The following is a 25922-nucleotide window of genomic DNA, read 5'->3' as shown; positions in this document are numbered from 1 at the left end:
TCATTTTCATTTATATTTATATTATGGGTTAGTCAATAAAGTATGTGATAAATGCACAGATGATTTTAGGTCAAAAAAAGTGATTAAATTTACTTTATCCTGAGTCAGCAGCAATCCCTTTTAATTGCGTTGACTGTGCACCTTTTCGATATTGTCTAACGTTTCAACTTTGGCAGCAATTATAATGATAATTCAAACAAAAATACCTAGCCCAATAGACGATATAATTATTCAAGCTAGTGACTTAGGTGTGAGTTACGTTGGATTTTATCCTCCAAAGGAGTATTCATTTACACCCTTAAGTAATATTACTAACAAAGCTGTGCTCATCTGCGTTGCGCAATTAAACGAGTATTTTAATAAACAACGAACCACGTTTGATGTTCCACTCGACACTAAAGGTACACCCTTTCAACACAATGTGTGGCAAGCGTTGTTAACAGTGCCTTTTGGTCAATCTCAAACATATGGTTATATTGCTAACATTCTAAAAAACCCAAAAGCAGTAAGAGCAGTCGGTGCTGCTAACGGTAAAAACCCGATTAGCATAATTGTACCGTGCCATAGAATCATTGGTGCAAATGCAAAGTTAACGGGTTATGCGGGTGGGCTTGATAGAAAACGTTGGTTATTGGAGCATGAAGGATTAATGTAATTTCATCACTTGCCACTAAAGAGTGTGATCTTTGTGGATTGAAATTTGTTCAATCTAGGGGCGATTTAATCGTGAAGCAAGGTGTGTAATCTAGTGGGCTCGGTAACTACTTCTGCGTTATCCACTGCCTTACATCCATGTAATAATAAGTAAAAACCGAGCAAAGCTTCCACGTCCTGCTTACGCCCTTCACCTGTATTAATGTAGGAAACAAAGAATCAATCGTCCCTAGGAAGAACCCAAAGCTCAACGCGCCTTAGTGTTTAAAGAATAAATATTATTGGCAAATTAACTATGCAAATTGGTATTAATTTAATATTGAGGTAGCATAAGCGCACTTTTTTATAAAATGGCACCCCAATGGCTCAATTATATTTTTACTACTCTGCAATGAACGCGGGTAAATCAACTACGTTATTACAATCTGCATTCAATTATAAAGAACGTGGTATGGAACCTGTTATTCTAACGGCAGCCATTGATGACAGACAAGGCGTGGGTAAGGTGTCATCTCGTATAGGCTTACAAGCGGATGCGCATGTATTTGATGCGAGTAAAGATGTATTTGATCTGATTCAATCACTTAATAACGACAAAAAACGCCATTGTGTGTTGGTTGATGAATGTCAATTTTTATCAAAAGAACAAGTAATGCAATTAACCGATGTAGTTGACGAGTTAGGCATACCGGTTTTGTGTTATGGCTTGCGCAACGACTTTAGAGGCGAGTTATTTGTTGGATCTCAATACTTACTTGCATGGGCTGATAAGCTGGTTGAGCTTAAAACAGTGTGCCACTGTGGGCGTAAAGCAAACCACGTACTACGAACAGATGAAAACGGTGATGCTATTGCAGATGGTAACCAGGTGGAAATTGGCGGCAATGACCGCTATGTGTCGGTATGCCGCAAACATTATAAAGCCGCGTTAAATATGGGTCGATAATGCCGTTATAAATGTATCAATATCTTTGCGCGTAATATCTAAATGCGTTACTAGCCTAAGTTGTTTACTTGGGCTAAATAATATTCCTTGTTGTTTAAGTGCCTCAGCAATCTCTTCAATGTTTATACTGCTAGTGTAGGTTGCGTAAACCATATTAGTGGTATTACTCATATCTACAGTAAAGCCACTGATTTGACTTAATTGTTGAGCCAGATAACGTGCATTTGCATGATCGTCTTTTAAGCGCTCTACATTGTGCTCAAGTGCATATTGTGCAGCAGCTGCAAGCATTCCTACTTGACGCATACCGCCGCCAAGTACTTTTCTCCAGCGCCTTGCTTTATTAATAAGTGCCTGCGTACCTAATAGTAACGAGCCAACGGGCGCACCTAATCCTTTAGATAAACAAACAGAGACTGAATCAACGTGTTTTGTGATTTCAGTGATATCAACGTTTAGCTCAACAGCGGCATTAAAAATACGTGCGCCATCTAAGTGCAGTGCTAAATTATGCGTATTAACAAAGTTGCGTGCTTGGGAAAAGTACTCAATAGAGAGTACTTTGCCGCCAATCGTATTTTCTAAACTTAGTAAACGCGTATTAGCAAAGTGGAAATCGGCTGGTTTGATTGCTGCGGCTATTTTTTTAAAGCTAATGCTGCCATCGGCTTCGTTTTCGATAGGTTGCGGTTGAATTGATCCTAAAACTGCCGCGCCACCGCCTTCAAATTTATAGTTATGCGCATTTTGGCCACAAATGTATTCGTCACCACGCTCACAATGTGCCATTAATGCAAGCAAATTAGCTTGTGTGCCTGAGCTACAGTAAAGTGCGGCTTCAAAATTAAAACGCTCACACGCATAAGCTTCTAACTGGTTAACGCTTTCATCATCACCATACACATCGTCACCAACAGGTGCATTGTGCATAATATCGCGCATTTCTTTTGAGGGTTTTGTAACCGTATCAGAGCGAAAGTCTATCATGATTTCCTTATCCTTTTAATGGTTTAAGCCAGTTCGCTGCAAATTTGCTCGCGTGTTTCTTTATCAAAATAGCTCCAGGCAATAAAGCGACTAATTTTTTGTCCTTGTGCCATATCAACTATTTTATATTCGGCTATTGGATGCGTTTTTAATACTTCTTCTAGCGGTGCAATGTTGTCTTTTTTAGAGACTAAAGAAGTAAACCACATTACCTGTTCAGCAACATCTTCGCTTTCTTTAATCATATTAGAGATAAATTTAACTTCGCCGCCATCGCACCATAATTCATTATTTTGACCGCCAAAGTTAAGTGCATTACTTGGTGTTTTACCTAAGTTTTTCCACTTTCGTTCGCTGCCTTTTGTCGCTTCTTCAGCACTGGCATGAAACGGAGGGTTACATAAAGTTAAGTGGTATAACTCTTTTTGATTTATTACGCCCTTAAAAATATGTGATGCATCTTTTTGGTGTTTTAACGTTACTTTTAAGCCATTAAATTGGGCAATTTGTTTCGCTATTTTTATTGATGCTGCATCAATATCGCTCCCCGTAAAATGCCACTTATATTCACTTGTACCAGTAAGTGGATAAACTAAGTTAGCGCCAGTACCGATATCAAGCACTTTAATTTGCTTACCAAAAGGTATTTTTTTTTGATTATCATCACTTAATAAGTCGGCCAAGTAGTGAATATAGTCAACACGACCAGGTATTGGAGGGCATAGGTTATGCGCAGGAATATCCCAAAAATCAATACTATAATGTGCTTTTAAAAGAGCTTGATTGAGTGTTTTAACAGCTTTGTTATCACTAAAATCAATGCTTTTAGTACCAGCAGGTGTTGTTATAACGAAGGGCAGTAGAGCAGGGTGCTCGGTTGTTAATAAATCGAAGTCGTACCCATTTTTATGTTGGTTACGAGGGTGTAATTTTGAACGTGCTTTATTTTCTTTCATGGCTTCATTTTAACAACAGATATGATGGGGTAATTGTAACAAATGCTGATGTGTAAAGTGCAGACATTTCCTTTGGTAAATTCAATATTACTGGTAGGATGAGTTGAAAATAATAAAAAGGAATAACTGTGGCAATTTCTCAGCAGTCAATAATAATTAATTTAGATAGTCAGCAAACCCTTCATTTACGTCGTATAGCCGATGATAATCAACAAGGTCCTGTTGTATTTTTTATGCATGGGGCAATTGAAAATGGGAAAATTTTTTATACTCATAGCAACAAAGGATTAGCCCCTTTTTTAGCCGAACAAGGCTATCGTTGCTATGTCGCTGACTTACGCGGCCGAGGCGATAGTAAACCGGTTATTTCACGTCAAGCACAATATGGACAAACCGAGTCCATTTTAGAAGATATTCCCGCCTTTATTAATCAAACAGAATTACTCGAAGGTAAAAAAGCCTGACTACTGGGTAGCGCATTCGTGGGGTGGTGTATTGATGAACAGTGTGTTTGCACGTTTTCCTGAATATATTAATGATGTAAAAGCGTGTGTGTATTTTGGCTCTAAGCGTTCTTTATTTAATAACCACCCTAAAAAGTTACTACAAGCCAATTTGATTTGGTTTTTATTGGCGCCATTGCTTGCTAAAAAACACGGTTATTTACCAGCAAAACGTTTAAAATGGGGAAGCGATGACGAAAGCCAAAAATCGCATTTTCAAAGTATGCAGTGGGCTAAAAAAACACCATGGATAGACTCTGATGACGGTTTTAACTATGCACAAGCACTTAAAAACCTGAATGTTCCTCCTACGCTGCATATAGCCGCAGTAAAAGATAAAGCATTAGCGCAACCAATCGATATTCAAAAATTTATGGATGAATCGGGGCCAGGCATTCAAAAAATGCTGATTTATGGGCGTAAACACGGGCATCATTTTGATTACGATCATATTAATATGCTCACTCATCCAGATGCCCGAAAAGATCAGTTTAAAGATTTACTTAATTGGTTTAACGCCCATCCTGCGATTTAACTTTCATTGAGTAATTTTAGTAATGGAGTTTTATAACGCTCCCATTTTGCAACAGCAGTGTTGTTTATTGGTTGACGAATAGCATGTTTACTTAGTGTGTTTACAGGCGAGTTACGCTTATAAAATGCTAATGAGCTTTCTTCAAATTGACAGCCTAAAAAACTCAGTAGTGATGTAAGCTGCTCTTTTGGGTTTGTTACTAACTCTTCGTAGTGAATGTTGTAAATAGACAGTGCGGGTATTGTTTGCCAGTGAATCATTAGCTTTGTATATAAAGCATGATATTGCTTAAATTCAACAAGTGAGCAAAAGTAAGGCTCGTTTTCAGCAAAGTAATTACTAAAAACAGAAAACGACTGTAGCGTTAAAGTCGCGGTCTAAGTTTATAAACTTCGCATTAGGAAATAGTATATGTATAAGCCCAATAGACTGATAATTACTTGGTAGTTTATTAATAATAAACGGTTTAATAGGCGTAGCGGTTTTTAACGTGGTTATATAAATTTCGCGCGCTTGAACAACAAGTTCATGTGTTAAATGGTTTAAGCATTGTGGATACGCAAAGCCCGTTTTTTGCTCTAAAAAAACAGCCACATTGTTACTTATACTTGTGCTTTCACCTATGCTGCTAAATTCACTGTGATTAGCGAGCATTTGTTCAAGTAATGTCGAGCCGCTTCTAGGCATACCAATAATAAATACGGGTGTAACATTGCCTGTAAATTGCTTACTGGCAGAGCTAATCAGTGCATTGGTATTATATTTTATTATTTCGTCATAAAACGTAGTTAAATCGTCAGTGTTAAAATTACTTAGTTTTCTCTGTAGTTTATTTGCCAGTACAAAGTAATTGAATGCTTGATCAGTATCTTCAAGGGCATCGTAACTTTTTGCCAAGGCATAATAACACACCATTTTTAATCGTAGATTATCTGTTTGAGTTAAAAAATGGTGCAAGTTACTAACGTAGTTATGTTCTTTATTAAAACGACCTAATTGAGCTAATTCAAATAAAATATACGCGGTAACGGGGTATACACCAATGCTAAGTGCATGAGCAAAGGTTGTATGGGCTTTATCTAGATCGCCATGTGTTAAGTAGTGTTGGGCTAAGTAATAGTGAGGATCTGGATTATGACTTGCCAACTTTTTTGCGTATTCAAGCACCGTTAGCGCATCGTTTGGCGAATTAACACCGTTAAATGCATCAGCAAGGGCGTGTAATGGTTCAAGCATATGAGGCATGCGCTCACAGGCTTTTTGGAGTAGGTATACAGCAGAATCATAGCGTTGTAGTCGTAGTGCAATTCTACCTAAGCCAAATAAAGCTTCACCATTATCAGGGCTGCTTTTTAGTAGTGCTTTATAATGAAATTCTGCTTCTTTGAGTTTGTTTTGCTGCAGTAGTTGGTTGGCTTTTGTAAGTAGCATAATTTACCGATTTTATTAAAAATATGATCATTTTATTGTGTTAAATAGCGCACTCACTGCATTAAAAATTATTCATAGTCGATTGAATGGGTGCAGAAAGCAATTACCGGAAGCAACACTATGTCATAATTTCGCCTTGTTATTACGCTATTACATCCACGCTATAATAGAACACTTATTTAATGCAATTAATATCATACATTATTATTTTTTATTCACTATAAAATTAAAAAGGCGAAATGTTTTAACATTTCGCCTTTGGTTCTTCATGAAAATAGTTTAGAAAGTATATGTTGCTTTAGCGTAGTAAAAGCCACCATTAATACCAAACGGAGATGTTTCGTAGAACTGACCACCCCAGTTATTGTTAGGCGTATCAATTCTATCAGCAAAATCTAGCTTTTCAGCATCTTGGTCAAATAGGTTTTGAGCACCAACTGAGAAGCTAATTGATTCATTTAAGAAGTAAGTTACTTCAGCATCAATAGTGACTGCAGAATCCGCAGTTTTAGCTGTTTCATCAAAATCAACATGAACACCTTGATATTCGCCGTAGTAATTTGCACGGGCAAATGCAGAGATTGATTCCCACTGTTGAGACAATGTGAACGTTGCACGATGATTAGGTAAATCTTCTTCTAAACGTTGTACTTTAAACGCGCCTGTAATATCACTAAATTGAGTTACTTCAGTGTCATTCCAGTTGTAAGCAAGACTAAATGTTGAACTGCCACCCATTAATTCAGCTGTATAGTTTGCAACTAAATCGATACCTTGCGTTGTTGTATCAAAGTCATTTGTAAAAAAGCTTACTTGTGCAAGACTCTGAACATTAGGTACACCTGCAGCTTCAAGGGTATCTTTGTCTGCTTGGCTTAAGTTGATTTTATCTGATTGGCTAATACGGTCATCTACTTGAATATTGTAGTAATCAAGTGTCAAGAATAAATCGCCTACTGTGTATACTGCACCTAATGTATAGCTTTGTGATTCTTCCGGTTCAAGTTCTGTTCCGCCAAGCTGTACAGCGATTGGGTTTGTTGGTGGAAGCAATGCAGAATCTTGTAGTACGCCATTATCTAAGCTTGTTTGGACGTTACTTACGTTAGCTTGACCCACTGTTGGCGCGCGGAAACCCGTACTTACAGAACCACGGATGTTTAAGTCTTCAGTAACATGATACTGAGCCATAACTTTGTAGTTTGTTGTAGTACCAAAGCTGTCGTAATCTTCAAAACGTAGAGCTAAACCAACCAAAAAGTCTTCAGTAAAGGGGGCTTCAATGTCTACAAATGCTGCGTAGTTACGACGGGTATATTCACCCGCATCTGATGGTTTAAAACCAGGAAAGCCATTAGAGCCTATACCAAAACCTTGTTCAGTAAATTCACCCGCTGTAAATGATGCTACATCGCCAGATATTACCGTAAATGTTTCTTCATGCCATTCTAGGCCACCGGCTACATTTACATCATAGGCTAAACCAAAATCAATTCCTTTGGAGATGTCAAAGTTAAAGTTTTTCTCTAGTTGCGAGTATTTACCTGGGCTAAAGTCACGTGGTGAGTCTAAGCCTAAAGATGCATTAACTGTGTCGAAAATAAAGTAGCGAGATTCATTAAGCCCTACTGTACCACTTAAGTCATAGTAAGCGTCTTTTAAGAAGCCACCAGTAAACATACCTTTAGTACCGATAGTTAAAGAGGTATCAGTAATGTTGCCACCAAAGTTAGGTGTAAACCCGCCTGGTATAGTTTCATTGAATGCAAAACAATTAGCAGAGGTTAGTGAATCTATTGCAGATTGATCTGGCGCACCGTTAGCTTGAATTTCCACTAGTGGACAATCTAGTTGAGCGTCATAACCATCTAAAGAACCCACTAATACAGTTGGAGTTGCAGCATCCCAAGCAGCTTGTCCTGCTTCATCAGTAGGGCGGCGCATATTAACGCCGTTAACTTCACGTATATTTCCGCCATATACGCCAGGACGAGTTGTTGGATTACGGTAGTAAAATCCACCACGTACATCTCGTTCAGAGTAATTACCAAACATGTAAAATTCTGAGTCGTTAGTTAGCTCTAAACCAACGTTACCAAAAATTGAAATGTCGTCATCTACTTCTGGTGCACCCCAAACTTGAGCTAAAGAAGATACACCTTCAACACCCGCAGCGGCTAAAGCAGCTGCATCTGGACGTTGAACTGAGCGACTTGTTGCATCAGATGTTTTGTATTGAAAGCTTAAATTGGCAAAACCGTTATCGGTAAATGGTAAGCCTACGTTACCTGAAATCTGCGTAGTGTCACCGTCGCCTTCGTAATACTGACCCTTACGAACTTCTAATTTGCCACCTTCAGATGCGTCTTTTAGTTGAAAGTTCATTACACCGGCAATAGCATCAGAACCGTACTGAGCGGCAGCACCGTCACGAAGTACTTCTACCTGTTTAATCGCAATACTTGGAATAACTGAAATATCAGAGCCCTGCGCACCATCGTTAATACCACCGCCTAAAAATGCGATTACAGATGCACGGTGACGACGTTTGCCGTTTAAAAGAACCAATGTGCTGTCTGATGGTAAACCACGTAAGTTAGCTGGGCGAACAAGAGATGCCGCGTCACTAATAGGGTTTTGGTGTACGTTAAATGATGGCACTGCACCTTTTAAAAGCTCAAGCATGTCAGTATTGCCTGATTTTTCAAGCTCTTCACCACCAATAATATCAATAGGAACCGGTGAATCACCGATTGAACGTGGAGCTGAGCGCGTACCTACTACGGCAATTTTCTCTAAATTCTTATTAACTTTAACCTGTGCTTGCTCATCTGCTGCTACAGCAGAACCTGAAATAAACAACCCTGCAGTGGTTGTTGCTAAGGCAAATTTAATTGCTTGATTTAGCGCTTTATTTTTAAGTTTCATTCTAATTTTCCCCAGTTAGAATAATTTTATGTTGCGACGTTAAACTGACACATCACTTGTTTTTAAATTTATTAAGTTCACAAAAGTATTTAAAAATTATCGTTTTTTTAAAACAGCCTAGTCAATTTGGCTTACTTTTTGTGATGTCCTATTAACAGCCTATACATAAAAAACGAGGAGGGCAATCGCTAATTAACCATTAAATAACAAAAAAGCACAAGAGAAGTAAATTTGCAACAATGGTGCATAAAGGGGCTGTAAATGAACTGATTCAGTGCAAAGTGAGTTTAATTAGGTGATTTAATGCAAAGTTATAGTTTAAATGTTACTGCTTTGTTTCTTTTTTGTTGTTTTTAAAGAGTGGAGGTTGCTTTCTATGGAGCTGGTTTTTCTTTGTATTCGCCTCATACACAGGCAGAACAGCTACCGCAGCGGCAATAGTCATCTGATTTAGGGTGCGTGGGTTTAGTTATGATGGAGCTTGGCGTTTGTTGCATTCTAAATTGCTTGTAAGTGCTAGATTGGTGCAAAGAGCAAAGTAACGGCCTTAGCAAGTAAATTATTCTTTGTTAACTAAGCGCCGTGTGTGAAAATGCAAGCTATGCGAATATATAAAGTTATTCACCGTGCACCTTGGCGGGTAGTTAAAATTAGTAAAAAACGCCAACAGCTGCGTTTTCGCCGTGCTATGGTGGCGCTTAAAATTGCACTTGCGCAAGAAAAACAAGAAACCAAAGAAATGCTCTCTATTTATAGACGCTACACTCAAGGTCAAACAAGTAAAGAAGAGTTAAAACGCGCAAATGAGCAATTTGTTGATATTTTAAAAGGGTTAGGACTCGGTGTGTTTGCAGTATTACCTTTTGCCCCGCTTACAATTCCTTTAGTTGTTAAATTAGGGAGTTTGGTGGGAGTTGATGTACTGCCAAGTTCGTTTAATATGAACAAATCTATTAAAGAACTAGATGCTAAAATAGATCAAGAAAATCAAAAGCAAGAATCTAAAAACAGCTTAAAAAAGTAATTAAAATCCCTTTAAATTAGCAATACCTTTTAGGTGCGCTTATTGATATGCTCTTAAGTACCATTTTTATATTATATGAGCTTTTTAATGAGTGCATTACTACGTCATACATCTTCTGGTATTTCTTTATCTTTTATTCTTAAAAACGAATTATCTGACTGGCAAGCACAGCAGCCTGCATTTATACAAAATTGGTTAACTAATACAGGTTTCGAAAAGCAAGGTGTTGCTTTAATCCCTGATGCTAAAACGGGCGAGTTAAGCCAGGTATTTTGTTTAATGCAAAGTAGCGATGATTTTTGGGCTGCGGGTAATTTAGCAAATACACTTCCTACTGGTACTTATCAAATTCAAGGCGAGAGCGCTTTTGTAGAGCAAGTTGCTTTAGGGTTTGTGCTTGGTGGTTACGAATTTAGTGAATATAAAGAAAAACCAACAGCAAAAGCGCAATTAGCCATTAGCGATAAAGTGTTGTTTGACCGTATTAGCCAACAAGCTGATGCCATTACACTTGCACGTGATTTAGTTAATACTCCAGCGGTAGATATGATGCCGCAACATTTATCGCAAGTAATGGAAGATTTAGCTGCAACTTACAATGGCGAATTTTCACAGTGGATTGGCGATGAGTTACTAGAGCAAAACTACCCGACTATTCACATGGTGGGTCGTGCAAGCGAAAATAAACCGCGTTTACTTGATTTAAAATGGGGCGCAACAGATGCTCCATTAATTACACTAGTAGGTAAGGGCGTATGTTTTGACTCGGGCGGACTTGATTTAAAACCAAGCTCTGGCATGCGTAACATGAAAAAAGACATGGGCGGCGCGGCGCACGTAATTGCACTAGCACAGCTTATTATGGCAGCTAACTTACCAATTAGATTACGAGTGCTTGTACCCGCTGTTGAAAATGCAGTATCGCGCAATGCATTTCGCCCTGGCGATGTTGTTAAAACACGCAAAGGCATTATGGTCGAAATTGATAATACAGACGCAGAAGGGCGCTTAGTATTGTGTGATGCATTAAGCGAAGCACAAAACGATAATCCTGAGCTAATTATTGATTTTGCTACCCTCACGGGTGCATGTCGTGTTGCGTTAGGCACGGAGCTTCCGGGCTTTTTCTCAACGCAGCGCGATGTAGCAAACGGTATTATTGATGCAGGTTTAAGTGTCCATGACCCTGTTTGGCAACTTCCGTTGTTTGAGCAATATAAAAGCTTACTAAAAAGTGATGTAGCCGATATGGCAAACTGCGCAAGTACACCGTTTGGTGGTGCTATTACTGCAGCGCTTTACTTAAAAGAATTTGTTGAACCAACAACACCGTGGGTACATTTTGATGTAATGGCGTGGAACTTACGTGCATTACCAGGTCGTCCAACGGGTGGTGAAGCATTAGGTATTCGTGCTGTATTTAACTACTTACAAAATCGTTTTAATAAATAAGTTTTTGATTCAATAGTAAGAACTTGAGCTTATGAGTTTTAAACCTCATAAAGCTCAAGTGGCAAGTCATCTGGATCGGCAAAAAAGGTAAACTTTTTGCCGGTTATTTCATCCACTCTAATATCCTCAACGTTTACATCGCACGACTCTAAATACGTTTTTGCAGTTTGTATATCTGCTACCTTAAAAGCTAAATGCCTTAAGCCTTGTGCTTCGGGATAGCTGGGTCTTTCGGGCGAACCATCAAACGAAAATAGCTCTATTTGGCTACCATCGGGCATGGCTAAATCTAATTTATATGAATTACGATCAGCTCTAAAGTGCTCATTAATAACGTTAAGTTTAAGTACATTGCTATAAAAGTGTTTAGAACGTGCATAGTCACTACAAATAATCGCAGCGTGGTGAATACCTAAAAGTTTCAAATTTAATTCCTTAAAAAGCAAAAACGCACTTAAATAAGTGCGTTTTATATGTTGCTTATTACATGTTGTATTAGCTTGGCTGCGCTTCTTTACATGCTTTAACGGCCGGTGCTACAAGCTCTAAACCAGTTTTATCACACGGCGGTAAAGCAGCATCGCTTACACTAATAGGCGTTACACGTTCGCCCCATTTTATGTAACTTGCAGCCCAGGTAAGGCCTGCACCAAATGCAGCAGACATAATGTTTGAATGCGGTTTAATTAACCCTTGCTCAACGGCTTCACATAACGCAATAGCAATAGTAGCCGCCGAGGTATTACCATATTCACCAATGTTAACCATCACTTTTTCGTCAGGTACTTTTAAACGATGCTGAATAGCCTGAATAATACGTAAGTTAGCTTGGTGTGGAACGAGTACATTAATATCATCAAGGCTCAAATCGGCTTGTTTAAGCACGTCGTCGCACGCTTCACTCATGCCTTTTACAGCTCGTTTGAAAATTTCACGACCTTCAAATAATAAATCAGATGGGCCAATTGGCTCATATTTATTTAAATCGCTACCAAAATTAGTGATGTGTAAAATATCGCGGTCTTCACTGTCACAACCAGTTTTGGTACCAAGTAAACCCGCTGGCGTATCTGCTGCTTCAAGTATTACTGCACCTGCGCCATCACCAAATAAAACAGCGCTGTCGCGACGTGCCCAGTTTACGTACCAGGTCATACGTTCAGCGGCAATAACGACTGCTTTTTTGATCATACCGGCTTGAATTTGTGCTGTAGCAGCTTGCAATGCATATAAAAAGCCCGAACATGCTGCGTTTGTATCCATTGCGGCAGCACCGGTTGCACCAATATTTTTTTGCACTTGCGAGGCGGTATTTGCCACAACAGTAGAAGGTGTACAGGTTGCTAATATCACTAAATCAATATCTTTAGGATCAACGCCTGCGCAGGCAATAGCATGCTTAGCAGCAACGGTTGCTAGATCGGCGGTACTTACATGGCTCACTCGGCGAGATTTAATGCCTGTACGCGTGGTTATCCACTCGTCGGTGGTATCAACTATTTCACTAATTTCATCGTTGCTAATGCTTGCTGGTGGAATGCATTTACCCCAACCAGTGATATGTGCGTAAGGCATAGTATGTTCTCTTAAGGTGGTCTGACATGTGTTACTAATGGGGGAGTTATACCAAAAAACGGCTTTCAAGACTAGTTTATAGCATGCTTTGTATCGTAAATATTCGCAATTACAGGTTATTTAAGGTATTGCTAGTATAAAAAAGGAGCAAGTATGAAAACAACATTAATAACAACATTCACTGCAATAACGATGGCGTTAATAACAAATGGGGCATTTGCTCAACAGCATAAAATTATTTATGCGGGCAGTTTACTTGCATCCGAGGATCAAAAAGTAAAAACAGAGCAAACGTTAGTCATAACAGATAATACAATAACAGCCATTAAAAGTGGCTACCTTACAAAGGCAGAACTTAACCTACCTGATGCCGATATTATCAATCTTAAAAATCAATTTGTAATGCCTGGTCTTATTGATATGCATGTTCACGTTACGTTTGAGCGAGATGCTAAAGCAAACCCTCATCGCTGGGCAACAGAATATGATGCCGATTATGCTTTGCGCTCAATCAAATATTTACAACGTACGCTTGATGCGGGGTTTACATCAGTGCGGGATTTAGGTAGCGATCATAAAGTAATATTTCCGCTAAAACGTGCTATTGAACGAAATGATATTAACGGCCCTCGCATTTTTGCAGCGGGTAATACAATATCGCCTACCGGTGGACACGCAGATATGCACGGTTATCGAAAAGATATTACAGATGCGGTTACAGGCGGGATTGGTATTTGTAATGGCGCGGATGATTGTAGCCGTGCGGTACGCGAGGTAATTAAAAGTGGCGCTGATGTAATTAAAATTACTGCCACGGGTGGAGTACTAAGTAATACCGCTGCTGGTGTTAACCAACAACTTACAGATGCAGAGCTGATTGCAATTGTTGATACTGCTCATCACTTGGGGCGTAAAGTTACAGCGCATGCACACGGTACACAAGGTATAAAAGCGGCCTTAAAAGCCGGTGTAGATTCTATTGAGCATGGCTCTTATTTAGATAAAGAGGCAATAAAGTTATTTAAAAAAACGGGAGCTTATTTAGTACCGACGCTTTTAGCGGGTGCAACGGTAAGTGAAGAGGTGCTTACAAATCCAAATATGCCACCGGCAATAGCCGACAAAGTGCGTGAAGTGACTCCAAAAATGCAGGCTTCGTTTAAACTTGCACTGAAAAACAAGGTTAATATAGCTTTTGGAACAGACTCTGGGGTGTCGCGTCATGGGCTCAATGCTAACGAATTTAGTTTAATGGTAAACAATGGAATGAGCGAAGCCCAAGCTATTAAATCAGCAACCATACATGCAGCTAAACTGCTGGGGCAAAGCGCATTCATTGGCGACTTGAGTGTTGGTAAACAAGCAGATATTATCAGTGTGAATGGCTCACCGCTTAAAAATATCGACGTACTTAAAAACGTGCAATTTGTTATGAAAGCCGGGCAAGTTTATAAACAATAGGGAAGGTTATGAGCAGCAAAATAAAAGTGTCGTTGTTTAATCATTTGATTGACGCTGAGCGCCAGTTACTAGACCCAGAAGTTCGCCAATCTGAGCGCGCATTAGATGCTTTACTCGATGATGAATTTATCGAAATTGCTGCCAATGGCACTACATTTAATAAATACCAAGTACTTACCCGCTTACCTACCGAGGTTGTGCCACAGTTTTATAATCAGCATTTTAAGGGCCGAATGCTGAGCGATGATGTAGTGCAACTTAGTTATCAAGCAGCTTATAGGCGCTCTGCTCGCAGTGAATTTAATTATTCATTGCGTATGTCGCTTTGGCGTAAGCAAGGTGAGCAATGGCAAATGGTGTTTCACCAAGGAACGCCTTGTGCGCCGTTTTCAATTTCGATGGATGATGATTAAAAATTACATAACCGTTAAAATAACCTTATTAAATATTTGATTGGGCAATAACCTCTTGTTAATGCAAACCGACCCCACCATTAGTCGACTATTAATGCTGCGAAGCGGCGCTATTGCGGTGCAATTAATCGCGGTGCTTAGCGTTTATTTTTTACTTGAACATCAAATTGCATTACTGCCTTTACTGATTGTTATTGCCGTTGAGGCTGTGTTTCAGCTTATTAGCCTGTTTGCCTATCGTAATGTAAGCCGCGCTAAACCTTTGGGTATGTTGATGCAGCTAACCGCTGATGTATTATTTTTAACGGTTTTGCTCTCACTAAGTGGCGGTGCAACCAATGCATTTGTATCACTGTTATTGCTGCCAATAATGATCGCTGCTGTTACGCTGCGAGAAAAAGGATTAGCTTATATTGCGGTATTAGCTATTGCCGCATACAGTTTTTTACTGATTAAGATGCCCGATCACAGCATGCATCAAATGAATATGAGTGGTCACTTTATTGGCATGTGGGTTAATTTTGTTTTAAGTGCTAGCGTAATCGCATTAGTGATTGGCGCAATGAGCAGGGCACTTAAAGAGCGAGAGCGAATTATTGCAAACGTGCGTGAAAAACAATTACGTAATGAACAGCTTGTTACCCTTGATGGGGCCGCTGCACAAATAACCCATCAACTAGCGACCCCAATTGCAAATTTACAGCTATTGTTTGAAGAGTTATTAGAAGACCAACCAAACAACCCCATTGTTAAGCACATGCAAGCGCCGCTTACTCAGTGTAGTACGCAACTTAACGACTTTAGAAAACTCTCAGAGCAATTACGTCTTAAAAATTCGCAAGAGCATACCACCGTAAAGCAACTGCAGACACAAATTACAGACACACTTCTACTGCAATACCCTGATCAGCAAATTAAATGGATTACGCCACCTATTGCAGCAACATTGATAAGTGATGCCATGTTATTGCCTGCTATTTTAAATTTATTGCAAAACGCCGCGCTCGCTAATCAAAAACAAGGTCAAACTCAATTAGAGCTGAGTTGGCAGCAAGATAACTTACATAGTGAATGCGTTTACTTGTTAATTCGCGATTTTGGCCCTGGCTTTTCATCATCGCAATTAGCAGAGCTGGGCGGGCAACTTATGCCAAGTGATCAAGGAATGGGGCTTGCTGTGCTTTTATCAAACGTTACTTTTGAGCGTTTAAATGGCTCACTTACCTTGTTTAACCATATCGATGGCGGCGCTGTCGCCAAAGTTAAACTCGCTATTGTAAACACTGAGAATAACGCCTCATGAAGTTACTTATAATTGAAGACGACATTAATTTAGCCAGCACACTAGCAAGGCGCCTAACTAAACAAGGCTTTACCTGCGAGGTGGCGCATAATCAAAGTGATGCGTTACTTGCTGCGCGCAAACTATTGCCCGACTTTGTTTTATTAGACATGAAACTAGGTGACGACAACGGACTTGCACTCATAAAGCCGCTGCGTAGTTTGCTCACTCAGGCTCATATTGTTTTACTAACTGGGTTTGCAAGTATAGCAACCGCAGTAGAGGCAATGCGTTTAGGCGCAAACGACTACCTTACTAAGCCGGTTGATATGGCAACATTATTAAAAGCGCTTAACACCGAGCCTGTGGCATCGGCATCGAGTGTTATTGATGATGCGGTTATGTCACCAGAGCGTTTAGAGTGGGAGCATATTCAACAAGTATTACACAGTAATAATGGCAATGTGTCGGTTACCGCGCGGCAACTTAATATGCATAGACGTACTTTGCAGCGCAAGTTACAAAAAAAGCCGGTGCAGCAGTAATTTAGTACTTAATTTAAGGAAAGTGTTATGAGCGATGATGCAGCGACAATAATACAAAATCAAAAAATTATATTATTTGATGCGCAATGTAAGCTTTGCAGCGCGTGGTGTAACTTTATTATTGCTCACGACACTAATACTATTTTTAAATTATGCAGCGTGCAATCTCCAAAAGGGGAACTGTTGTTAACGCATTTTGGTTTTTCAACAAGTGAATATGTCTCAATGGTGTTTGTTGAAAACGGTAAAGCGTATACACAAAGTCATGCTTTTTTTAACGTTGTTAAGCAGCTAGGTTACCCATACAAGCTAGCAAACGTATTCAGTATTTTGCCAAATAGGTTTAATAATTGGTTATACGATAGGGTTGCTTTAAATCGGTATTCGTTATTTGGAAAATATCAGTATTGCAGAATTCCCAACCCAGAGGATGCTAAACATTATTTAACCTGAACGCAGGTAAAGAAATTTACTAATGTTTTGAATCATAGTGCTCCATTAGACAAATACTTTAAGCAGTGGAATAACCGCAATGATGCAATATAAGCTGCTTATGCATCGGTCAGCTGTTAGGGTTTTTTCTTCTTGCCTTTGGTTGATTACTACTAATCTTGAGGTATTAATTTATACAAATTGATAGGTTATAAAATGGCTAGGCCTCTCAGGTTAGAGTGTACGGATGCGTTATAGGGCTATCCTCCCCGAAAATTAATAGAAGCCAAATGTATAATTTTTCTTATTGTAAACATAGGAGGAAAATATGAAAAAATTTATATCTATGTCTAAATTGTTATTTTTAATAGTAGCTGTTTTTTCTGTAAAAGCATTTCCTTTACAGGAAAATATTGAATGTAAAAAAGTATCATGGGGTCAACTATTTAAGAATCAAAGTGAGCTGATTGGAACTAAAGTGTGCTTAGTTGGATATTATGGACACCTTGATTTTTATGAAGATCGTGCAGCTTTAGAGAATATGTCAAAGCAATACTTAGTATTCCCATTTTACGGTGATGTAACGGAGGGGTTTGTTAAGCGTTGTAGCAATAGAATGCTTTTAGTGGAGGGCGTTATTTCCAGCCATGAAAAAAGTAAAGCACCACGAATAAGGAAAGTAACTAGGTTAAGCCCATTCTCAGACCCTGAATATAGCTGCTTAGATCAAATATCAGGTTTCGTGAATTAAAGTGTACTATTGAGTGTTGCCAATTATTAGATTGGTTAGCTATAAGTAGATGCTAGGTTTAGGTGGCTGTGCTAAAATCGCCGCGTTTAATTTTAGCTAACGGTATAAAAGGCTTTTTTAATGGCAAACACAGCACATGCACTTCACATTTTGGTTAAGCACAAAGAAATTGCAGAAGATATTATTAAGCAATTGGGTAAAGGTGCAAAGTTTCAAACCTTAGCTAAAAAGTATTCGTCATGCCCATCGGGCAAAAAAGGCGGAGACTTAGGTGAATTTGGACGCGGCCAAATGGTTCCACAGTTTGACAAAATTGCATTTAAAGGTGCAATTTTAGAGCCACATCTGGTTAAAACAAAATTTGGCTGGCATGTAATTAAAGTACTTTATCGTACTTAGTTTATTTAAACTGTTTAATAATTGACGCGTCTTAGCAAGCGTCCTTCTCATCACCTATCCTAAATTTTATATTTTGGCGAACTAAGAATTAGGATGGGTATCATCTTAACTTTCTTAATTTCCTCCTTAATAAAAAAACTGTATAAATAAACAGCTCTTGTTGTTTTGTCTAATATTACTGATCTCCACCATTTCGGTGTATTTTTGCACTAACTTAAAAGGTTTTGGAGTTAACTAATTGTTTACAGGTGTTTATTTGATGGCTAAGATAAATACATTGTAATATATGGACATTTGTCTATTTATAAAACAAAAATGACGAAGACAAAATTTTTATACATTTTTGTGTAAATATCTAGATTAACTTGGGATTAGAATGAAAAAAATTTTATTTGTATATTTATTAATTGTTAGTTCTCTATCGTATGCCGAAGCTGAAAAGGAAAATACAGTTACTGAAACCACAAAGTCAATGGTTTCTGGTCTAGTAAAGTTCAGTAAAGATTTAATCGAAGGTGCAGACGAGGGGGTGGATGAAGGTCGCAAAACAGGCTTAAGTCAAGATGGAGCAGTTTTAATTGACAATGGAACCGATCTTGAAAAATATCTAAGTATAAAGCTATTGAACGTGAATAAGGAGTCGGATACGGTATCTTCCATTGAATTAGGTTTTAAAAATAGTAACGAACATCCAGTTCGAGTAATAAACTTAGTCGAGTCTGAAAATATAATTGCCATAGATATTGATGGTTATGCTACTAATCTGGCTAAAGGTGAAGGTAATCCTTTAAATGTCACCATACCCAGTAAAGCGGGTAAAAAGCAAAAGTTTTATTTTGAACTTGCACCAGACTCCATTAAAGAAATTAGGATAATGGGTAAAGTATACACTAAGTAAAATGTATAACGCAGCCTTCCATCAAACTGCATAAGCTTCGTTTTTTTTGGTGTGACTTTAGCGTAATAACCCAAAACAATCTATGTTTACTTCGCTGTTTAAGGCAGTGATATGCTCAGTTATAGGAAACCAATGAAGAAGCTTGTATCTACTGACAACGTCATTGGGAACCTGCATGAAATAGCATTGACACCCATCCTAACTTTTAGGACTCGTAACAGTTTGCTCGGTTCCGCTTCGCTTCACATTTTAGCAAACAATTACAAGCCGCTTAAAACGGCGTTATATGCTTTTATCGGGTTGAGTGTAATATTTTGAATATCGAGTTTAACCAAAAAGAATGCTGTGATCACTTTGGTGCTAAATTTTCACCTGTAGAACAAACTCAACTTGTAACTATTTCTAAAGGTATTTATGAGAGTGTTGTTCCGGTGGAAGGTGTTAGATACCCTTCACCAGAACATATGAGCGGTTGGTGGTTAACTACCGATGAATATGATGGTAATTTAGATTCACTGGTCACCGTACATTTCCATCATTTAATTGAGAAACGCCCTGAATTAGCGTTATACATGGCGCTACCATTTGGTTGGCTACCGTTTTAATTTAGGTGGTAAAGATGAACACGTTTGGCTAGACCATGAAGTGGCAAACGAAAGCATATAACAAGAATATTAAACGGAAAAATTACAGTTGGCTGTTTTTCGTTCCTCAAACATTATAGCCAACTATATTTTTCCGCTTATGTAAGCGTTATATTTTAAGGATGATTCGTGCGTAACCTTCTAACTATTTTACTTTGCTCAACTTTAATAAGTTGTGCGTCAACTCAAAAAGATCAAAATACAGACCCAACTGTTTATCAACTAGATCAAGTTGACGCTCCAACTAAATGGATTATTCATATCTCACCTATTTATCCTAAAAAAGCCGCAGAAGAAAAGCTTGAGGGATGGATTAAAATGTCTGCTGTTATTACCGAAAATGGTAAAGTTACTGAAATACAGGTTTTAGATTCTCAGCCCAAGGGAGTCTTCGAAAAAGAGGCTAAGCGTGCATTTGGCAAGTGGGTTTATAAGCCTGCATTGTTAAATGGTAAAACTGTCAAAGTATATCGAGAAGAAACATTAGAATTTAAAATATAATAAGCTGTTTAACAAGGACAAAATACAGTTGGCTTTTGCTCCTTCGTCGCTAATTTTAGCCAATAATATTTTGCCCATTAACAGAGAGTTATGTGCTTCAATAAGTCTGAGAATTACTCAAGCAAGGAGAGAGTATTTTGACATTAGATGAATACAGAAAAGAATTTGAAAAATCTTCAAACAGATCTATTTCAATGCCGGTTGCTGGAGCCATTATTTGGAGTTTAGTTGGGCTTTTAAGTACACAATTTAGCGCAAATATTTCTATTTATATTTTACTTTTTCAACAGGCGGGATTTTTCCTATAGCTTTATTAATTGCTAAATTTAGGAAAGAGAACTTAGTTTCCTCATCCAATCCTTTAGCGAAACTAATGGGTCTATGCATCTTAATGGTCAATCTTCTTTGGGTAGTCCATATACCATTACTTTTAAATATACCTGAATTTGTTCCTTTGAGTTTAGGCGTTGGATTAGGACTTCATTGGGTAGTATATTCTTGGATCGTTAATCATCCTGTTGGCTTAATTCATGCTGTGTTAAGAAGTATTTTAATTGTAGCAGCTTGGTATTTTTTCCCTAATAGTAGTATTTCAGCTATCTCTTGCGTTATTGTTTTAACTTATTTAATAAGTATCTATCAAATGTTAACTAGAGATATAATAAGCACATAACAACACGCCCTGAGGTGGACAGCAAGCGCTAAAGCTCACTTTCCACCGCAAATTTTAACAGCGGTGATCCCTTACTTTTTAATGCAGTTAAGTAAGTTGATTCATCGTAGGGCGTATGTGTCTTCCAGCACCTAAATAGGATTCGTATCTACTTAAATGCCAATGATCTGATGATGGTATTATGGGGTTTTCCTTTAGCTTCTTGCGAATAAATTAACGTGAAACCCATCTTAATTGGGTTAGCTTTACTTGTTCAATTGAGGTACCTGTCTTGCTTTTTTTTGCTAAATAAATTAGCTGTTTATGTTCGTCGAAACTCAAATAAGTTACTGTGTCGTATGGCGCTTTACTTATCCGACCTACGTTTTCAAATATATTTGAAGGGTGGTGGTTACCTTCTCTGCTAGGCTAGTTGTCTAATATTGAATATTCGTTGGGTTTCGCTACGCTCTATCCAACCTACGTGTTTAACTTAAATTTTTACGCAGACGAAAATAGCGTTGCCTGAGCGTTCTACCCATCAGCCGAGATTAGTTAACCACTACAGATACCTATCCTAATTTTTATACAGTGAAGTTCATTTACGAGAATCCAAAAGGCTGTGTTAGAGATAAACCGCTTGTGATATTACAAATAGTCACGCGCATTTAATACTGTCATTTGACGATAAAATATCAAATAAGTTTATAGTAAGATAATTCTTGTTCGCTTACTTATACGTAGTAAAAAAAGGCTGCACATTGCAGCCTTTTTTAAGTATTAAACAACAATTTTACTCGTTAAGCATCTTGCTTGGCTTCTTCTTCACTAATTTGTTTAAGTGCTTGAATGAATGAGTCGCTTGGTTGTCCGCCAGTAAGTGCATATTTATCGTTTATGATAAATGTAGGTACTGACGTAATACCCATCTGTTTAAAGCGGTCTTGCTCTTGGCGTACGTCTTGTACGTATTTGTCTGAATGTAGAATACCGCGCGCAGTTTCTTTATCAAGACCTACTTTTTCAACAACGTCGAGCAGTGCTTCTTCTTGATTTAAGTATTTTAAATCTGTGAAGTGCGCTTCAAAAAAGGCGAGTTTTAGCTTCGTTTGCTTACCTTCTTCACGTGCCCACATTAATAAACGATGCAAATCAAAGCTGTTGATCATGATGCGTTTGCCATCAAAATTAAAGGTAAAGCCTGCACGTTGTCCCGCTTCGAACATGTTTTTACGATTTTCGTCGCCTTGTTCTTCACTTAGGTTGTACTTTTGCATTAAATGTTCGTTTAAGTCTTGACCTTCAATTGGCATATCTGGATTTAGTTCAAAAGGATGCCACGTAATATCTGCGCTCATTTCGTCTTTGAGTTGCTCTAATGCAGTTTCTAGGTTTTTATAACCCACTACACACCAAGGGCACATTACGTCTGAAACGATATCAATTTTAAAGTTTTTCATATTTATCCTTTTGAGGATTGCTTATAACTAAGTATAAAAAAGGATATTGGGATTAATTTAGCTTTATCAATACCAAACTAAAAAGAGCAGCTAAACAGCTGCTCTTTTAGAAGGTACTAATCTTTAGGCATTAAGCCCAAATGGGTCGTCAATGCTATGGCTAGGCTCTGTAAACCAATGAGGGCCGTTGTCGGTCATGTAAAAATGATCTTCTAAACGTACGCCAAATTCATCAGGTATAACTAACATTGGCTCGTTACTAAAGCACATGCCTGGGACAAGTGGGGTTTTATCACCGCCAACTAAGTATGGCCATTCGTGAATATCTAGCCCAATGCCGTGACCCGTTCGATGCGGGCAACCCGGTGTTTGGTAATGCGGGCCTAGCCCTTGCGCTGCTAAATAGTTACGTGCGCCCGCGTCTACGTCTTCGCAGGTGGCACCAATTTTAGCTGCATTAAATGCCGCCATTTGCGCTGCTTTTTCATGATCCCAAAACATGCGTTGGCGCATGGTTGGTTCGCCAAATACATAGGTACGGGTTATATCTGATAGGTAATCGTGTACTTTACAGCCGGTATCAATTAATACCATATCGCCTTTTTTAAGTACTTGGGCGTCTTTAACACCGTGCGGAAAAGAAGTTGCAACACCAAATAAAACAATACAAAAATAGTTACCTGGCGCGCCTACTTTTTGGTGTGCTTGCTTAATAAAGGCTTCTACTTCGGTGGTGGTTATTCCCTCATAAAGCATGCTTGCTGTGGCTTGATGTACGGCTAAGGTCATATCCATCGCGCGCTGCATTAAGCTAAGCTCATTAACTGATTTATGCATGCGGCAATGCGCCGTTACAGGTTGTGCGTTTATGAGTGTTAAACCCGTTTGTGCTTTATTAATGCCGTCGAATATAAAAAATTGTGCGCTTTCATCAATGCCAATGGTTGCGTTTTCATTAATATTTAACTTTTTTAGTACTTCAACAAAAAGTGCATAAGGATTTTCGTGCTCTTGCCACCCGTGAATAGGACCATCTATAACTTTAAATCCGTTTAAAGAGCCAATTTCGAAATAAGGCGCAATGTATTGTACTTCACCAAGGGCGGGTAATATTGCGCCAACCATGCGCTCGCTCGCGTACCATTTCATACCTGTAAAGTAGGTTAGGTTGGTGCCAGCGTTTAAATAAATTGCATCTATGTTGTTTGCAAGCATATACGCTTGCGCCTTTGCTATGCGCTCTAAATGCTCGGCAGGCGTAATAGGGGCTAGCGTTTGCGTCATATTACTTAGGCTTGCCAGCGCTTGCTCGCTTGATTGTGTACCTATACCTATGGTGGACATATTTTTCTCCTTGGATTTTATTAGGGCGCGTTGGTTTTTGGTGGTTGAATTTTCAGCAGTGTGTTTGGTATTTAAGCAAGGCAGAGTCTATGAAATGTGGTTGTTCCCCATAAATAGGCGATAACGCAGGATAAATGCCAAACATGCACTGCCCGAAGGGTTCTGTCTAGGGACAATTTACTCTTTGTTGCTCGGTTTTTACTTAGCCCACTAGGTTACAAACCTTGCGCCGCGATTAAATAGCCCCTAGATTGAACAAATTTCAATCCACAAAGGCCAACACTCCCTAGTCTGTTTCATACCAAGGTAAAATTCAATGTTATGCGATGAGAGGCTATTAGTTTATAGCCTCTTAAAAGGTCATGTTATTTTTTAGCGTATGGTAAGCGCGTTAGTTTATTACTTGTGTGGTAGCTATCAAGCCCTGTTACTGCCACTGTTTCTATTGCTTGTAAATCTAGGAAACCATCACTTTGAAGTGCTACTTCATCTAAATACACATCCATAATTTCGCCAATGACGAGCTCAGTGCCATTAATAGCTAAATGCTGGCTTTCTACAAATTTAACAGAATATTTTAAACGACTTTCTTTTACAAAAGGGGCTACAAAGTCGTTTAAGTATTCAGGCGTTAGGCCTGTTGCATCAAACTCAGATTCTTCTTTGTCGTAACGAGCCGAGGTTTGATGAGCTTGTTTGTAAATTGATTTATTTACTTGATTTATAGTGTAAGTGCCCGTTTGTAAAATGTTTTCAAACGTATGACGAGGAACACTATGAGGGCGCATTATCATACCTACCAATGGCGGATGTGCGCCCAAATGAATAACAGAACTCACTATCGATAAATTCGTATTTCCTTGTAAGTCTTGTGTGCCAATTAAATTTGCACTTTTAAAACCTGAAAGTGAATTTATTAAATGTGTACGGGTATGTTTTTCAAGTGCGTCAATTTGTGCTTTAGTAAAATGCATTAAAAATCCTTACCAAGGTATGGTTGAGCCTTGCCAGTCTAAATAAGCGGGTTCGCCGTTTAGTTTTAGATCAGGGTTATTATTTGTTAATTCAAAAAGTTGTTCAGCCACAAATTCAGGCGTGAATAATTTACCTTTGGGTACATTTTTTTGAAAAGGCTTTGAAAGTGCTGTGTCGGTAGTCCCTGGATGGAACAATATAAGTTTAGTATTTTTAGCGCGCCTAGCAAGCTCTATAGCGGCTGTTTTAAATAGCATGTTAAGCGCTGCTTTTGATGCGCGATACGTATACCAACCACCTAATTTATTATCGTTAATGCTTCCTACGCGAGCGCTCAGTGCTGTAACAGTACACTGCGTTTTGTGTGTTAACAGCGGCATTATGCTCTGTAAACACAATAATGGCGTGAGTGTATTTGCACAAAGTAATTCATTAAAGTAATCAGCGTTTAAGTCTTCTAACTTTTTTTCTGGCATGTGCTGAGCGTTATGAAGCTTACCATTAAACATAATAACTTGATGTAAGTCAGCTTTTATATCTTTTAATAGTTGTGTGAACGATGCCAAACTTTTAGCACTGTAGTCGGTACTAAAGTGCTCAATATTTGTAGAGGTAATACTGTTTTGTTCACTTGAGCTTACACACAGTACTTTAAATTGCGATGCATGATTATTTAAGTGCTCAACATACGCTTTTGCAATAGCGCTACTAGCGCCAAATAAAACAATGGTTTTCATTTTCTACCCTTGGTTTTTAAACTGCATTGCCCATTAGAACAGGTTGTGTTTGGCATTAATAATTGGCTGATGGAGTGTCGGTACTTGGCAAATAACAAATACCCACAGTCTGCGAATAAGCGAATTATTGGCAAGCGAAAAATTTTCAACCAGCTATGTTTACCTACTATTTTCCAAGCTTCGTAAGTTACATCAAGCCCGTAGATCATTTCACCTGATTGCTTTTGTGCTTGAAGGTAAGTCATTGCTTTGTCTTTATCAATATGTGAGTAGCGCTCACTGAAGTCGACCGCGTTAAGATCTTCAAGCGTAATCAGATTTTTGCTGTCAGCATGTTTTAGCTGATTCATTTCTGTACTGCATAGTGGGCAATTTCCATCGTAAAAAATGATCATATAATCGCTTTGTGATTATTTTATATATGCTTTTTTACGGGC

General features: G+C 38.6%; 26 protein-coding genes and 3 pseudogenes. 17 read left to right on the top strand and 12 right to left on the bottom strand.

The genetic code is table 11. From position 1 onward, the window contains the following. The first annotated feature begins 184 nt into the window (after positions 1-184). Together P20652_RS03430 and P20652_RS03435 are read left to right on the top strand one after the other, a co-directional pair. A complete protein-coding gene (locus P20652_RS03430; RefSeq protein ID WP_008171441.1) occupies positions 185-655 on the top strand; it encodes a methylated-DNA--[protein]-cysteine S-methyltransferase in 471 nt (156 codons plus the stop codon). Positions 656-1015: 360 nt separating this feature from the next. Further along, entirely contained in the window at positions 1016-1600 is a 585-nt protein-coding gene (locus tag P20652_RS03435; protein WP_008171439.1) for a thymidine kinase, read from the top strand. Here the strand turns inward: P20652_RS03435 and ltaE are convergent. After that, entirely contained in the window at positions 1583-2587 is a 1005-nt protein-coding gene (ltaE, locus tag P20652_RS03440) for a low-specificity L-threonine aldolase (RefSeq protein WP_008171437.1), read from the bottom strand. The genes P20652_RS03435 and ltaE overlap by 18 nt on opposite strands. A gap of 23 nt (positions 2588-2610) precedes the next feature. Next, positions 2611-3543 (bottom strand): 23S rRNA (adenine(1618)-N(6))-methyltransferase RlmF, encoded by a 933-nt coding sequence (rlmF, locus tag P20652_RS03445; RefSeq protein ID WP_008171435.1) that lies wholly within the window; start codon positions 3541-3543, stop codon positions 2611-2613. Between the two features lie 128 nt (positions 3544-3671). On the opposite strand from rlmF, the pseudogene P20652_RS18885 reads away from it, so the two are divergent. Beyond that, positions 3672-4581: pseudogene (locus tag P20652_RS18885) on the top strand (alpha/beta fold hydrolase). On the opposite strand, the pseudogene P20652_RS18880 reads toward P20652_RS18885, so the two are convergent. Continuing rightward, positions 4578-6012, bottom strand: a pseudogene (locus P20652_RS18880) (sulfotransferase). The pseudogenes P20652_RS18885 and P20652_RS18880 sit on opposite strands and share 4 nt — an antisense overlap. A gap of 279 nt (positions 6013-6291) precedes the next feature. Then, positions 6292-8940, bottom strand: coding sequence for a TonB-dependent siderophore receptor (locus P20652_RS03450; protein WP_008171426.1), 2649 nt, complete (start codon positions 8938-8940; stop codon positions 6292-6294). A gap of 601 nt (positions 8941-9541) precedes the next feature. On the opposite strand from P20652_RS03450, the gene P20652_RS03455 reads away from it, so the two are divergent. Together P20652_RS03455 and P20652_RS03460 are read left to right on the top strand one after the other, a co-directional pair. Further along, positions 9542-9964 (top strand): hypothetical protein, encoded by a 423-nt coding sequence (locus P20652_RS03455; protein WP_033017908.1) that lies wholly within the window; start codon positions 9542-9544, stop codon positions 9962-9964. Positions 9965-10051: 87 nt separating this feature from the next. Beyond that, complete coding sequence (locus P20652_RS03460) at positions 10052-11416, top strand: M17 family metallopeptidase (RefSeq protein ID WP_033017905.1); 1365 nt, start codon at positions 10052-10054, stop codon at positions 11414-11416. Positions 11417-11454: 38 nt separating this feature from the next. Here P20652_RS03460 and P20652_RS03465 read toward each other — a convergent pair whose 3' ends face one another. Both P20652_RS03465 and P20652_RS03470 read right to left on the bottom strand, forming a co-directional pair. Continuing rightward, positions 11455-11841 carry a VOC family protein gene (locus P20652_RS03465; RefSeq protein ID WP_008171419.1) on the bottom strand — a complete coding sequence of 129 codons (387 nt, stop codon included), beginning with the start codon at positions 11839-11841 and terminating at the stop codon, positions 11455-11457. 70 nt (positions 11842-11911) lie between these two features. Beyond that, on the bottom strand, positions 11912-12991 hold the full coding sequence (locus tag P20652_RS03470; protein ID WP_008171417.1) for a ketoacyl-ACP synthase III: 1080 nt from the start codon (positions 12989-12991) through the stop codon (positions 11912-11914). Positions 12992-13144: 153 nt separating this feature from the next. Here P20652_RS03470 and P20652_RS03475 point away from each other — a divergent pair, with 153 nt between their 5' ends. From P20652_RS03475 to P20652_RS21135, 12 genes are all read left to right on the top strand, one after another. Continuing rightward, positions 13145-14452, top strand: a complete 1308-nt coding sequence (locus tag P20652_RS03475) for an amidohydrolase family protein (protein WP_008171414.1) — start codon at positions 13145-13147, stop codon at positions 14450-14452. A gap of 8 nt (positions 14453-14460) precedes the next feature. Then, a complete protein-coding gene (locus P20652_RS03480; RefSeq protein ID WP_008171412.1) occupies positions 14461-14865 on the top strand; it encodes a DUF4440 domain-containing protein in 405 nt (134 codons plus the stop codon). 61 nt (positions 14866-14926) lie between these two features. After that, positions 14927-16168, top strand: coding sequence for a HAMP domain-containing sensor histidine kinase (locus tag P20652_RS03485; protein WP_193371791.1), 1242 nt, complete (start codon positions 14927-14929; stop codon positions 16166-16168). Continuing rightward, the gene (locus P20652_RS03490) at positions 16165-16692 is read left to right on the top strand and encodes a response regulator transcription factor (RefSeq protein ID WP_008171408.1); all 528 of its coding nucleotides are present in this window, start codon (positions 16165-16167) and stop codon (positions 16690-16692) included. The genes P20652_RS03485 and P20652_RS03490 overlap by 4 nt, the downstream gene beginning before the upstream one ends. Positions 16693-16719: 27 nt before the next feature. Continuing rightward, on the top strand, positions 16720-17145 hold the full coding sequence (locus tag P20652_RS03495) for a thiol-disulfide oxidoreductase DCC family protein (protein WP_008171406.1): 426 nt from the start codon (positions 16720-16722) through the stop codon (positions 17143-17145). A 307-nt stretch (positions 17146-17452) separates the two neighbouring features. Beyond that, positions 17453-17875 carry a hypothetical protein gene (locus P20652_RS03500; RefSeq protein WP_008171404.1) on the top strand — a complete coding sequence of 141 codons (423 nt, stop codon included), beginning with the start codon at positions 17453-17455 and terminating at the stop codon, positions 17873-17875. Between the two features lie 120 nt (positions 17876-17995). Continuing rightward, positions 17996-18274 carry a peptidylprolyl isomerase gene (locus P20652_RS03505; RefSeq protein ID WP_008171402.1) on the top strand — a complete coding sequence of 93 codons (279 nt, stop codon included), beginning with the start codon at positions 17996-17998 and terminating at the stop codon, positions 18272-18274. 376 nt (positions 18275-18650) lie between these two features. Continuing rightward, on the top strand, positions 18651-19172 hold the full coding sequence (locus tag P20652_RS03510) for a hypothetical protein (RefSeq protein ID WP_008171401.1): 522 nt from the start codon (positions 18651-18653) through the stop codon (positions 19170-19172). 314 nt (positions 19173-19486) lie between these two features. Continuing rightward, positions 19487-19777: a hypothetical protein gene (locus P20652_RS18870; protein WP_008171399.1), complete on the top strand. Its 291-nt coding sequence runs from the start codon at positions 19487-19489 to the stop codon at positions 19775-19777. A gap of 168 nt (positions 19778-19945) precedes the next feature. Beyond that, a complete protein-coding gene (locus P20652_RS03515) occupies positions 19946-20317 on the top strand; it encodes an energy transducer TonB (protein WP_008171398.1) in 372 nt (123 codons plus the stop codon). A gap of 137 nt (positions 20318-20454) precedes the next feature. After that, positions 20455-20625 (top strand): hypothetical protein, encoded by a 171-nt coding sequence (locus P20652_RS21140; RefSeq protein WP_008171396.1) that lies wholly within the window; start codon positions 20455-20457, stop codon positions 20623-20625. 83 nt (positions 20626-20708) lie between these two features. Continuing rightward, positions 20709-20990, top strand: coding sequence for a hypothetical protein (locus tag P20652_RS21135; RefSeq protein WP_237707148.1), 282 nt, complete (start codon positions 20709-20711; stop codon positions 20988-20990). Between the two features lie 28 nt (positions 20991-21018). On the opposite strand, the pseudogene P20652_RS21130 reads toward P20652_RS21135, so the two are convergent. The 6 genes and pseudogenes from P20652_RS21130 to P20652_RS03540 all read right to left on the bottom strand — a co-directional run. Further along, positions 21019-21195 (bottom strand): annotated as a pseudogene (locus P20652_RS21130) (IS110 family transposase); the annotation flags it as partial. Positions 21196-21769: 574 nt separating this feature from the next. Next, positions 21770-22429, bottom strand: coding sequence for a DsbA family oxidoreductase (locus P20652_RS03520; protein WP_008171394.1), 660 nt, complete (start codon positions 22427-22429; stop codon positions 21770-21772). A 123-nt stretch (positions 22430-22552) separates the two neighbouring features. Further along, positions 22553-23773: a Xaa-Pro peptidase family protein gene (locus P20652_RS03525; RefSeq protein ID WP_008171392.1), complete on the bottom strand. Its 1221-nt coding sequence runs from the start codon at positions 23771-23773 to the stop codon at positions 22553-22555. A gap of 365 nt (positions 23774-24138) precedes the next feature. Next, on the bottom strand, positions 24139-24747 hold the full coding sequence (locus P20652_RS03530; protein WP_008171389.1) for a flavin reductase family protein: 609 nt from the start codon (positions 24745-24747) through the stop codon (positions 24139-24141). A gap of 9 nt (positions 24748-24756) precedes the next feature. Next, the gene (locus P20652_RS03535; RefSeq protein ID WP_008171387.1) at positions 24757-25485 is read right to left on the bottom strand and encodes an SDR family NAD(P)-dependent oxidoreductase; all 729 of its coding nucleotides are present in this window, start codon (positions 25483-25485) and stop codon (positions 24757-24759) included. Then, entirely contained in the window at positions 25482-25880 is a 399-nt protein-coding gene (locus tag P20652_RS03540) for a thiol-disulfide oxidoreductase DCC family protein (RefSeq protein WP_033017898.1), read from the bottom strand. Before P20652_RS03540 ends, P20652_RS03535 begins: the two co-directional genes overlap by 4 nt. Between the last annotated feature and the right edge of the window lie 42 nt (positions 25881-25922).

Origin of the sequence: Pseudoalteromonas sp. BSi20652, assembly GCF_000239855.1 — a bacterium.
GTDB lineage: Bacteria > Pseudomonadota > Gammaproteobacteria > Enterobacterales > Alteromonadaceae > Pseudoalteromonas.
The sequence above is the reverse complement of the archived record's forward strand: the minus strand, read 5'-3'. Positions and strand labels throughout refer to the sequence as shown.